At 50.6% G+C, this 11,802-nt stretch carries 9 protein-coding genes; 5 read left to right on the top strand and 4 right to left on the bottom strand.

Annotation, left to right across the window (positions count from 1 at the left end; all coding sequences use genetic code 11):
• Positions 1-5: 5 nt before the first annotated feature.
• The 4 genes from MHH82_RS31945 to MHH82_RS31930 form a co-directional block, all read right to left on the bottom strand.
• A complete protein-coding gene (locus MHH82_RS31945) occupies positions 6-605 on the bottom strand; it encodes an ECF transporter S component (protein ID WP_015738050.1) in 600 nt (199 codons plus the stop codon).
• Positions 606-647: 42 nt separating this feature from the next.
• Entirely contained in the window at positions 648-1,358 is a 711-nt protein-coding gene (gene deoD / locus MHH82_RS31940) for a purine-nucleoside phosphorylase (protein WP_015738049.1), read from the bottom strand.
• 135 nt (positions 1,359-1,493) lie between these two features.
• On the bottom strand, positions 1,494-2,945 hold the full coding sequence (locus MHH82_RS31935; RefSeq protein ID WP_251502069.1) for a helix-turn-helix domain-containing protein: 1,452 nt from the start codon (positions 2,943-2,945) through the stop codon (positions 1,494-1,496).
• A gap of 78 nt (positions 2,946-3,023) precedes the next feature.
• Complete coding sequence (locus MHH82_RS31930) at positions 3,024-4,097, bottom strand: hypothetical protein (RefSeq protein WP_340969584.1); 1,074 nt, start codon at positions 4,095-4,097, stop codon at positions 3,024-3,026.
• Positions 4,098-4,489: 392 nt separating this feature from the next.
• On the opposite strand from MHH82_RS31930, the gene MHH82_RS31925 reads away from it, so the two are divergent.
• The 5 genes from MHH82_RS31925 to MHH82_RS31905 all read left to right on the top strand — a co-directional run bounded on the left by MHH82_RS31925 (position 4,490) and on the right by MHH82_RS31905 (position 11,755).
• The gene (locus tag MHH82_RS31925) at positions 4,490-6,397 is read left to right on the top strand and encodes a sensor histidine kinase (RefSeq protein WP_340969581.1); all 1,908 of its coding nucleotides are present in this window, start codon (positions 4,490-4,492) and stop codon (positions 6,395-6,397) included.
• Positions 6,394-7,944 (top strand): response regulator transcription factor, encoded by a 1,551-nt coding sequence (locus tag MHH82_RS31920; RefSeq protein WP_015738045.1) that lies wholly within the window; start codon positions 6,394-6,396, stop codon positions 7,942-7,944. The genes MHH82_RS31925 and MHH82_RS31920 overlap by 4 nt, the downstream gene beginning before the upstream one ends.
• 271 nt (positions 7,945-8,215) lie before the next feature.
• Positions 8,216-9,145, top strand: a complete 930-nt coding sequence (locus MHH82_RS31915; protein ID WP_009590960.1) for an ABC transporter permease — start codon at positions 8,216-8,218, stop codon at positions 9,143-9,145.
• A 21-nt stretch (positions 9,146-9,166) separates the two neighbouring features.
• A complete protein-coding gene (locus MHH82_RS31910; RefSeq protein ID WP_009590967.1) occupies positions 9,167-10,114 on the top strand; it encodes a carbohydrate ABC transporter permease in 948 nt (315 codons plus the stop codon).
• 117 nt (positions 10,115-10,231) lie between these two features.
• A complete protein-coding gene (locus tag MHH82_RS31905; RefSeq protein WP_015738044.1) occupies positions 10,232-11,755 on the top strand; it encodes an ABC transporter substrate-binding protein in 1,524 nt (507 codons plus the stop codon).
• Positions 11,756-11,802 lie beyond the last annotated feature (47 nt).

Here is an 11,802-nt window from a genome sequence, read left to right as displayed (position 1 = left end):
ATACGTCATTTCTTTTTGATAAAAGCTGCACCGTAATTGAGCTTGGACAAGTACCTTGGGGACATCTTCATCACGATGACAAAGGCAATGACGTTGCTGATGATTTTGTCGACGCTTTCCACCAGGATTTTGGTTGAGAATACCGCTGTCCAGATCTGCTGACCGGAGGCCAGGAATGTAGCAACCACGGCATCCGAAGAGTTGCCGGTCGCTCCGCCGAACATCAGCACCTGGATCGGAGAGGCCACGATCAGAACGGTCAGTACGACAGCGAATGAAGACAAGATGACTTTCCACAGCTTCGTATACATGCCTCTCATGGAGAGCAGGCCGACCACCAGACCGACGGCCATTTGTACAGGCGTAAATGCGAACGAGACCGGGTTCGTTATGCCGACAACAAGATTGGTGCTCGCCCCCGTAATCATACCGACCCAAGGACCGGCGATCATGGCCGTCAGAATCGTCCCGATGGTGTTCAGGTAAATCGGCAGCTTGAGCAGCAGTATGATTTGCGCACCGACAAAGTTGATGGCGATCCCGATCGGGATCAACAAAATGGCCAACAACGAAAAATCATATTTAAATCCGCGTTTGATTCCCATTGATTTTTCCCCCTAGAGCATAGTTTAGTTTTCAAGCAATCCCTATTCGTCCGCTAAGATGGTATGGAGCGCGACCTCGACCATGTCGTGGAAGGACTTCTCGCTGTCTTGATGGGACGAGCGTTCATTGGTCAGCAGATGACTGCCTACCGTCAATATGGATAGGGCCCTGACACCGTATTTAGCTGCCAGCGTGTATAGGGCGGCACTTTCCATCTCGACCGCGAGCACGCCGAACTCCATGAATTTATGAAGACGGTCCAAAGTTTCCCTATAAAATTCATCGGAATTATAGATGTTACCGACAAAGACATTCACCTGCTTCTCCTGAGCCAGTTGATGGGCTTTGCTTAACATGCCGTAATCGGCGGTTGGCGCGTAATTGCAGCCATGAAATATTTTTTCCATCAGATTGCTGTCCGAGGATACGGCTTGGGCCAGTACGATGTCGCGGACCTGAAGCTCTTTTTGCATGGCGCCGCAAGTACCGATGCGGATCAGCTTTTTGACCCCGTAATCCTGAATCAGCTCCGTCGCATATATGCTCATGGTCGGGTTGCCCATTCCCGTACCTTGGACAGAAACGGGAACTCCTTTATAAAGGCCGGTGTACCCGTACATGCCTCTCACTTCGTTGTAACAATATACCTCCTCCAAAAAGTGCTCTGCCACAAACTTCGCCCGCAGCGGATCGCCGGGCAGCAGCACGCGTTCTGCGATATCTCCCTGTTGTGCTCCCAAATGTATGCTCATCTTGCTCCTCCTGCTTACTGGCCTCCCTCTTAAGAAAGCGCTTTAATATTGTATGCCTTCATCATAGTCAGAATCGGAGGGATAACCAAGACCAGAAAGTTACGGAGCTTAACGGAAAAATGCAACCATGAGGTCTCATGGTTGCATTAATTCCTTGCGGATATTTTCTAAATCCCGTTTGGTCGGTATCGTTGAAATAATGACCACGGGCACCGTATGCAGCTCAACGGGGAACGTGCTGATCACGAAATCGATGCCGTGCTTCTGAATCATTTCATCGGTAAGCCCCTCCATAATGGAGGTGTTGATGATCAGCTCGTCACCGATTTCATTCTTGATGAGCTTGGCGACGTAATGGCGGATGGAGAATTCCTCGCCGATCAGCAGGAAAGCCTTTTTGCTGTTATAGCGCAGGCTGGAGCTGATCAACAGCGTCAGCTTCGTCAGATGATAGTCGTTATACTGAATGCCCGGATAGCGCTGGCTCCATTCCTGCATGCAGCTCTTTACGACCTGGTACATGGGGCGGCAATCCCTTAGGACATATTCCGTCAGGCTGCTTGCCGAGACGGCGATCAGATCGGGAAGCGCATTTTCCAGCCGGAGCTTCTCGAAGAAATCTCCGATTTCCCAGATGAACCGGTCGTTCATTTCAATCGCAGGGAACGCTGCAAGCGCCAGCATGAGGAAATGATTGAGGATTTGATATTTTTCCTCCGTGATTTCCACGAGATTTGCTTTCTCCCTCGATATCATCGAGCTGACTTTCGCTTCATCATAATAATTGTATTGGCCCAAGCTGAACATGGCCTGCAGAAACCGGATTTCGTCCAGCGGCAAATGAATAGCGTACCGCTGTTCCAGCCCTCTGGCTAATGCGGCAACAGAGGCGTGAAGCATGCGGTTCTCCCAGTCATATGGTCCACTCGGAACATCCGCATATTTGCCCTGCAGCACTCGGGTAATCATGATTGCCGCCAGAAAAGACAAGCTCCGCTTAGCGTTAAGGAAATACACGATGTCATTCTCCGACTCGATTGCCGTTATGTACTCATGGATCTGAGCTTGGTCTATGTCGGCAAATGGCCAGCCGGAGAATTCATAGGCATCGTAAAACATTTTCCAGTAAAAATAACGGATACTGATTTCACTGCCTTTGACCTCTGGCATGGAATACGCAATGCGCAAATGGTATGGCTTCAATTCATGGTTGTTCAGCCGGATGATCAGCTTTTTCAGCGAGGAAGAACTCATATACAGCTTGTCGGCCAGTTCTTCCAGCGAGTAGCGCCCTCCCTCGGCAAAAAGCACAGCCAGCAGCTGGTAGAAGGTTCTCTGCCTGTACATGGAAGAGATGACCTCGCCAATCGCGACATTTCGTTTATCGTAATGGAGAATAACGCCTTTTCCCCGCGAAATTTCAAAATGAATGGAAGGAGGAAGCTCCTGCTTGGCTTCATCGATAATTTTACGAATGGTTTTGTCCGATACGCCAATTTGCTCTTCAATCTCGGCAAGGGTGAACCACCGATATTCGGAATCGAGCAGGGTCAACAGCTTATGTGTCAGTATGAATTCCTTTTCCAAGTGTCTGTTCTCCCCCTTACTGAGAGTAGGTTAGATGTCGGTTCTCACCATGCAGTCGGTGCCCATCTCCCTTAGCGATTACAAATAAATCCTCCGAGCCTCCTCATTAAAGAACGCAATCACGTTCGTATAATCGGCAATCTCGATACGATGATGCCGCAGGATCTTCTGCATAAAGATAGCATCCGTAAAAAGGGAATTAATCATTCTCTCGCACCATACCGGCGTATCTTTAAAATAATCCACCAAATGATGAATTTGCTCAAACTCAAAATAAAGGACATAACAGGCATAATTCTGAAGCAGCATACGGAAGCAATGATCGCGGTAAGGGGTGGAGCGAGCGTCCGAGAGGAAATCGCTCATGATCCCGAATAGGGTCGTTTTATCCACCGAATGCATGTGCATAAAACCATCAACGTCATTGATCAGCCGCAGCAGGGCCTCTAATCCTTCTTCCGGTGGCATCTCCAGCTTGGCCGATTTGCCCTCGATGGACCTTAACAGCTCCAACGTAAGATGTTTGCATGCCTGGATTTCAGGGGGAGCAATGAATATTTGATCTTTGTGCTTGTCGAGATGCTCGCTGTAGTAATCGTGATATGCAGTTACATAATGCTCAACATGAATGTTGGTTTTGGTATGGATCAAATCATGCCCGCGGAATGAAAAGGCGTAGAGGGTCTCCTCATTCACCGGGTGCGCGTATAGGTAGAAAAAGAAGAAAAAGTCTCTTAATTGCAGCTTCTGTTCCTCGTTCAAGCGGGTGACACCGTTCAATTGAGACAACTGAAAGAAAGCATAGTTCTTCATGAAATCATTCATGGCATTGTACGGGTTGATCTTGGCTATGGACGTCGTTGCATTGATCGTAAACAGCAGATAATAGAATACCAATTCATCATAGACGTCCAGCTGTTTAAAAGAATCGGACAGCACAGGCTTCCAATCCGGGCTCGCAACATAATGGGCGTCCCTCGGCTGCAATTCATACGTCCACTCCACAAAAGCCTCATCGTTACGCTCGGCAAAGAATAATGCAGCGCCACCGTCCTCAAGAAGGCCGTATGCAAAGCCGCCTATCGGAGTGGACGGTAATCCTCGATTGAATTTCAGATTCAGATATTCATTATATAGGAATTGAAGTTTCATCAGTCATATCCTCGGTTCGTAAGGGTTTCATTCATCATGAACACGACAGTAGCTAACACGGATCCTTAATAAATATTCAACATCCAGCAGGGTATTCCTCTAGTTTCGCGACAGATGGACATTATCTGAAAGCAGCGACATGCCATGCCTTCTTCATAAGCGGCGGATCCTCAAAAACCTGCGGTGCCCTCCTTTTGCGTTCTCTTCAGCAAAACCTCCTGCTAGTCTCTGGATATCCTATGCGGACCAGTTGAGGGATTCGCCACATCCAGTATCATGCAGATCGTCTCAATAACACGTTCGGTGGGGACGAACGGAATCCAGCCTGCCGTTTCCGGCACAGCCCATCCATGCCGTCCCAGTACAGCAGTGCTCGTTCACAGAGATGCAGAATGCAATTGCCGGGTTTACGGAAACGGTGTACACTGGGTGCCGAAGTGACCATTATAGAACAGGGTGTGTTACATATTTTCAGACTGCGCCAATTTTATTTAAACCATCTGAAGCGAAAAATGTTCAACAAAATCGTCGTGCTGTATTCGGCCGTCATGATCGTGCTGTTTGCGATTGCGGCGACCTTGGTCTATCAATACCAGACGCAGCGCATACTCCGCGAGCAGACGGACGCCAATCTCAAATCCGCGCATGTCCTGAATATCTATTTGAGCCGGCAGTATGAGAGCATCCAAAATATATTCCAGCAGATTTACGGCGACGCCACGCTGAGCGACGAGCTGATCTATTTTTTGAACAACGAATATGAAAGTTACCTCAAATACCGCCTGGATTTGTACACCAAGACGGGGGAGCAGCGTTTGCGGTCCTTCAATACCCTGCTGAAGAATTACCTGGAGCAGGAGCCCAGCGCCAAAAGCGTGTCCATCTACAGTTATCCGAACGATTTTTATATGCACATCAGCCGGACCAACCAGCAGCTGAATAATGAATCCGGTTCCAAAAGCAAGTGGGAGAACTGGTTCGCCCGCCGGGAGCAGCACAGCTGGGATACCATGCCGCTAAACGAGCTTTCAGGTTCAGTCGCAGGCTCCAGTGCAAGGTCCTATTCCTATTCGCGAGAGCTGAAGGACCCTTGGACCCTGGAACGGGTAGGCATGTTGAACGTGGAGTTCGACGCCCGGCAAATATCGACCTGGCTCGAGAGCAGAGCTTCGGTCAAAGGCCGGATCATGGTGTTGAACGCCCAGGGAACCGTGATTTACGACTCGGAGGATGTGTATTACGGTCAAACCTATCCCTACCACTTGGAACCGGAAAAAGCCGGAGACTGGGTGGAGCTGGACGAACCCTCCAAGGTGAACATGTTGAATGTCGGGAATGCGGGCTTGTCGGTGGTGGGTATCGTGTCGAAATCCTCGATCGAGGAGAATACGGAGAGTTTGAGGACCGGACTGATCCTGGTCACGCTTGTATTTATGGCGGCCAGCTTTGCAATTACGTTCACGATCGTTCGAAAATTCTCCAAAAAAGTGCAGCGGATCATCCGCTCGATGAACCGCATCGGCGAAGGCGATCTGTCGACGCGCATCCAGATGTCCGGCGAAGACGAACTGCAGCAAATTTCCCGCCGGTTCAACGACATGGGCGACCGTTTGGAGCAGTACATCGATAAGATGTACACCTCGGAAATCAAGCAAAAAAACGCGGAGCTGGTTGCCCTGCAGTCGCAGATCAATCCCCATTTTTTATACAATACGCTGGAATCCATTCGCATGAAGGCGTATTTCGTGGGAGCGAAGGAAGTGGGCCAAATGATATACAGCCTGTCGGTCATGTTCAAGAACATGGTGAAGAAGAGCACGATGGTTACCGTTGAAGAGGAGATTGATATGTGCTCGGTTTACCTCGACTTGTTCCGCATCCGCTATGAAGGGCGGCTGGAGACGGAAATTGAGGTCGACCCGGAAATCCAAAACCTTAGCATTATCAAGCTGCTCATCCAGCCGATCGTGGAAAACTATATCGTTCACGGATTCCGTCCGCTCGAGGACAACAATAAAATTTCAGTCCGGGCCCATGGGACAGAGGACCGGGTCGTGATTACTGTCTCGGACAATGGAACGGGGATACCGGAGGACAAGCTGATCCAGATCCGCCAGACGCTGGACAAGGTTCTCCAGCCTCCGGACAAGGGCTACCGGTCGATCGGGCTGATGAACGTGCATGAACGGATCGTTCTGAATTACGGAAGCGATTACGGCGTGACCATCTGCAGCACGGAGGGGCGGGGAACCGAGGTCCGCATGGAAATACCGAAGCTTCGCAAGGGGGAGACGACATGAGGAGCGTGTTTTTTGTTGATGATGAGCCTTTGATTGCTCAGGGATTGGCCACGATTGTGGATTGGCAGGAATACGATCTGCACGTGTCCGGTTCGGCCAACGATGGGCTGCAGGCGTTAGAGAAATTGAGGGAAGAGCCTGTGGATCTGCTGATCACGGATATTATGATGCCAAGAATGAACGGACTCGAGCTCATTAAGAAGGTGAAAGCCATGCATCCCCGCACCAAGTTCATTGTGCTTAGCGGGTATGAGGAATTCGAATATGTGAAGATAGGGATCACGCTCGGCATCCAAAATTACATTTTGAAGCCGATCAACATCGAGGAGCTGGAAGCAACGATCAAGCATATCCGGGGCGATTGGGAACGCGAGGAGCTGAAGCGGTTTCGCTCCGAGGAGGATTGGAAGGTTCTCCGCAGCAATATTTTGCAGCGATGGGTGAGTGGCGAAATCAAAAGCTCGGAGCTCAAGCAAAGAGCCGAACTTCTCGGCATTCCGCTGCATTATCCGTCATACCAGGTTAACGTGCTGCGGCTCATATCCGACGAGCGCTCGGTATCTCAGCTCTTCCGCCTGACCAGCCTGGCGGATGAATGCTGCCAAGCTCTTTCGGAGGAGCTTGGGGGAGATCATGAGGTCATTTGTTTTCCCGATGCGGATGACGACATCGTTGTTTTGACGGCCTCGATGAAGGAGCGGAAGGATGCTGCGCGGGAGGGGATGCGAGGAGCCATGGCCAAGCTGCGGCAGTTGACCGGCTTGCGTATGTGGTGCGCCGAAGGTCATGCGGCTGTCCATGATTTTAAAGATATTCAGGAGAGCTACAGGCTAGCGAAAGGCCATTTCAACGCCTGCCTGATTGCAGGAGATGAAGAGACCTTGTACCATCCGCCTGCGGAACCGGAGTCCGATCCGGCATCTTCGCCGTCGGTTCGCCCCGATGCTTTTGCGAAGCTGCTGATCGAAGGCGATGTTTCGTCCTTGCAGGCCTACATCGAATCCGTTCTTGACGGCGGCAGCGGGGCGCAGACGGTACCCAGGGGAGCCTGCATGAATGCGGCAGTCCAACTGATGATAGCGGCAAAGGACGTGGAGAAAAGCCCCGACTACAGCGAGGTGTTCACGCCAATGCACCGGATCAATACGCTCCAGGGGCTCCGAAGCCATGTATGGCGCATTGTCGAGCGCAGCCTCCAGCGCCTGCAGGAAGCAGAACAGGGGTACAGCCTCCATGTATCGTTCCTTGTCGAGCAGGTGCAGCACCATTATCCGGAAGAGCTATCCTTGAAGACGCTGAGCCAGCGGCTGCAGATGCATCCGAATTATTTGGGGCAGCTCTTTCAGCAGGAGGTCGGCGCAAGCTTTTCGGATTATTTGAACCAGTACCGCATCGAGAAAGCGACGCAGCTCCTGCTGCATACCGATCAGAAGACGGCGGATATTGCTTTCAGCGTAGGTTACACGGACAGCTCGTACTTTTACAGGCAGTTCAAAAAATATACGGGCGTTTCTCCAACCGAGATGAGGTCCATGTATCGGATCTAACACCAACGTTTCTCTTTGCGACAGGCTCAAGGCGAATCCGCTTTGGCCTGTTTTTCTTGTTGTTTGTGGAGGATTCTTTAATTTATCCATCCCGTTCTAGTATTTTTCAACTTGAGGGCGGCAGCGCTTACTTGGCACAATGAAAGTAGTTAAAGGACGAGTGAGAAGATAACGGCCGGCTCTTGGATAAAGCCGCATTGACAACGATCATGGGAGATTTTAAAGCTTCGGTCGCATCGCTTGCATTTAACAGGGAAGAGGAGGAGTGCCCATGTCGGGGTTCATCAAAAAGGTTATACGCAACCGGTTCATGCTGCTGATGATACTGCCCGGAACCATTTGGTTTCTGATCTTTGCATACTTGCCCATGTTCGGTACCGTGCTCGCGTTTAAGGATTTCCGCATCAGCCCGGACGGTTTCTTCGCCAGCGTGTTCAACAGCGAATGGGTAGGATTCAAAAACTTCGAGTATCTGTTTACGACCAATGATGCCTATATCATTACGAGAAATACGATTCTTTATAACCTCGCCTTTATCATTCTGGGCCTGGTCATTGCGGTCGGATTTGCGATCATGCTGAGCGAGCTTGTCAACAAGCGGACGGCCAAGGTATATCAGACCGGCATGTTTCTGCCGCATTTTTTGTCGTGGGTCATCATCAGTTATTTTGCGTTCACCTTTCTGAGCGTGGACAAAGGAACGCTGAACCAAATCATTACCTATTTCGGAGGAGAGCCGATCAGCTGGTATTCGGAAGCGAAGTATTGGCCCTTCATCATCATTTTTGTCGGCATCTGGAAAGGCGTAGGCTACAACAGCGTTATTTATCTTGCGGCTATCACAGGGATCGACAAGTCTTATTATGAAGCGGCCGTCATCGACGGCGCCAGCAAGTGGAAGCAGGTGCGGTACATCACCATTCCGCTGTTGAAGCCGCTCATGATCATCCTGACCATACTGGCAATCGGCGGCATCTTCCGTTCCGATTTCGGATTGTTCTACCAGCTTCCGAAGGATTCGGGGGCGCTGTACCCGGTTACGAACGTCATCGATACCTTCGTCTACCGCGGGCTGATCAACATGGGAGACATCGGCATGAGCACGGCAGCGGGCTTGTACCAATCGTTTGTCGGACTGGTTCTGATTCTGGTTGCCAATTATATCGTTCGAAAAATCGAAAAAGATCATGCGATTTTCTAATCCGAGGGAGGTGTAACATCAATGTCGCAGCTATCAACGCAAACCGCCCGCCAGTCGGCCAAGCGTTCAAGGAAGAGAGACTATAATGCCATCTCCCCTTTGTGGAATACGATTTTCAATATCGTGATCGGGCTCTTCTCGTTCTCCTGTATCTTTCCGTTCCTATTTGTTATCATTATTTCCCTGACGGACGAACAGACGCTGGTCCTGGAAGGCTTTAGGCTGCTGCCGAGTCAGTTCAGCACGGCCGCGTACGAGTATATTTTCAAAACGGGAAGCGAATTGCTGTCCTCATTCGGCTTGACGCTCCTGGTCACGGTACTGGGAACGCTGGTGAGTCTGGCGCTGGTTACGACCTATGCGTATGCCTTGTCCCGCCGAAACTTTGAATTTAGAGGGTTTTTCAGCTTTCTGGCGTTCTTCACCATGTTGTTCTCGGGCGGCATGGTACCGGGTTATATCGTGATGACCCAGTTCCTGCATCTGCAGAACACGATCTGGGCGCTGATCTTTCCGCTATCCTTGAGCGCGTTCTCCATCATCGTCATGAGGACCTTTTTTCAAACGACGATTCCGGATGAGATTATCGAGTCCGCCAAAATCGATGGCGCCGGCGAATTTCTGACCTTTATCCGTATCGTCCTGCCGGTCTCGCTGCCGGGGATCGCCACCATCGGCTTGTTCAGCTCATTGGGCTACTGGAACGACTGGTTTAACGCCTTGCTGTATTATAACAATCCGCAGGCAACGCCACCGCTGCAGTTCATGCTCATGCAGATCGAGAAGAACATGGACTTCCTGACGAAGAATGCGCAGAATATCGGCTCGTTCGATGTGGCCGCCGGCCTGCCGACGGAGACGGTAAGGATGGCGATGGTCGTATTGGCCACGCTGCCGATCGTCATGGCGTATCCGTTCTTCCAGCGGTATTTTGTCCAGGGTCTGACCGTAGGCTCGGTCAAAGGATAATTTCATAAGGTTGAACCCGCAAGCGCACACTGCCGGAGAAATCCGGCTTTCATGTCTCGGGTGTGTAAGCGGTATCAATATAGCAATAACCATTAAGTGACACAGGGGGAAAAACTCATGTTTAAGAAGAAGATTTCTTTACTGTCCCTTGCTCTCGTGCTTCTGCTGACCGTTGTACTGTCGGCCTGCGGCAGCAAGGAAGGCGGCAGTAAGCCAAGTGAACCAGCGAAGGAAGAGGCGGCTGTCCAAAGCGACGGCACCATTGATGCCTCCAAACTGGATCCGGTCAAACTGAAAATGTACATGATCGGGCCAAACCAGAAAGACCTGCCTATGGTTCAAGAGGAAATCAATAAATATTTGACGGAAAAAATCAATGCAACAATCGAAATCAGCATGATCGACTGGGGCGATTACAGCCAGCGGATGCAGGTGATTACGAGCTCCGGCGAGAATTACGACATCGCCTTCACCAGCTCGTGGGCGTTCGATTACCTTCCAAATGCGGCAAAAGGCGCGTTTAAGCCGCTGAACGAACTGCTTGATCAGTACGGAAAAGGCATTAAAGAAGTACTGGATCCCCGTTTCCTGGAAGGAACGAAGGTTAACGGCGTCAACTATGGCATCCCGGCCAACAAGGAACTGGCACAGCAATTTGTATGGCGCTTCAACAAAAAGTATCTGGATAAGTACAACCTGGACATTTCCAAGGTGACCACGCTTGAAGATCTGGAACCGCTTCTCAAAACGATTAAAGAGAACGAGCCTGCGGAAATTACGCCGCTTGCCGTACCGAAAGGCTTTAAACCGTACATGCCGTTTGACTACCCGCTCGGCGATGAAATTCCGATCGGCATGTATCTGGACACCGAGGACTTTAAATTCGTGAATTTGCTGGATTCGCCTGAATTGAAATCGGCGCTTGAGACCATGCGCAAATACTATAAAGCGGGCTATGTGCGTGAGGACATCGCAACGCTGGACGGCATCGACAACATCAAAACCGGCAAATGGCTCGTGGACCGCGAAATTACGCAGCCATACGCAGAGCTTGGCTGGTCCAGAAACGCGGGCTATGACATCGTGACCAGACCGATGCATGATCCTGTCATTTACACCAGCTCCGCAGCAGGTTCGATGATGGCCATTTCTTCTTACTCCAAAAATTCGGAGCGGGCGATGATGTTCCTGAACCTGCTGAACACGGACGTGAAACTCCGGAACATGATTCAATACGGCTTGGAAGGAACGCACTACAAGAAGCTTGAAGAGCCGTATATTGAGGATATGCCTGCCATGCAGGAGAACTACGCGATGCCTGGTTTCGCGCTCGGCAACATGTTCCTGACGTACCTTCACGAAGGCGAGCCGAAGGACAAATGGGAAGCATTCGAGAAATTCAACACCTCTGCCGTAGTGGCGCCTACGTTCGGCTTTAATTTCGACACGGCTCCGGTCAAAACGGAGGTCGCGGCCATCACGAACGTAGCCAAGGAATTTATTCCGGCGCTGTACACCGGCTCCGTCGATCCTGAAGAATATCTGCCGAAAGCTAAACAAAAGTTCCAGGATGCCGGCATCGACAAAGTGATCGCCGAAGCTCAAAAGCAGTTCGATGAGTGGAAGGCTCAAAACAAGTAATCCGTAAAGGGGATGAAGGGTAGAAGCGGCTGTTCCTTACGGCCGTT

It is taken from the genome of Bacillus sp. FSL K6-6540, from assembly GCF_038007545.1.
The sequence above is the reverse complement of the archived record's forward strand: the minus strand, read 5'-3'. Positions and strand labels throughout refer to the sequence as shown.

Bases quoted from the DNA above. Each gene is read 5' to 3' on its own strand.
- MHH82_RS31945 (WP_015738050.1), bottom strand. From the start codon at position 605: ATGGGAATCAAACGCGGATTTAAATATGATTTTTCGTTGTTGGCCATT.
- deoD (WP_015738049.1), bottom strand. From the start codon at position 1,358: ATGAGCATACATTTGGGAGCACAACAGGGAGATATCGCAGAACGCGTG.
- MHH82_RS31930 (WP_340969584.1), bottom strand. From the start codon at position 4,097: ATGAAACTTCAATTCCTATATAATGAATATCTGAATCTGAAATTCAAT.
- MHH82_RS31925 (WP_340969581.1), top strand. From the start codon at position 4,490: ATGCAATTGCCGGGTTTACGGAAACGGTGTACACTGGGTGCCGAAGTG.
- MHH82_RS31920 (WP_015738045.1), top strand. From the start codon at position 6,394: ATGAGGAGCGTGTTTTTTGTTGATGATGAGCCTTTGATTGCTCAGGGA.
- MHH82_RS31915 (WP_009590960.1), top strand. From the start codon at position 8,216: ATGTCGGGGTTCATCAAAAAGGTTATACGCAACCGGTTCATGCTGCTG.
- MHH82_RS31910 (WP_009590967.1), top strand. From the start codon at position 9,167: ATGTCGCAGCTATCAACGCAAACCGCCCGCCAGTCGGCCAAGCGTTCA.
- MHH82_RS31905 (WP_015738044.1), top strand. From the start codon at position 10,232: ATGTTTAAGAAGAAGATTTCTTTACTGTCCCTTGCTCTCGTGCTTCTG.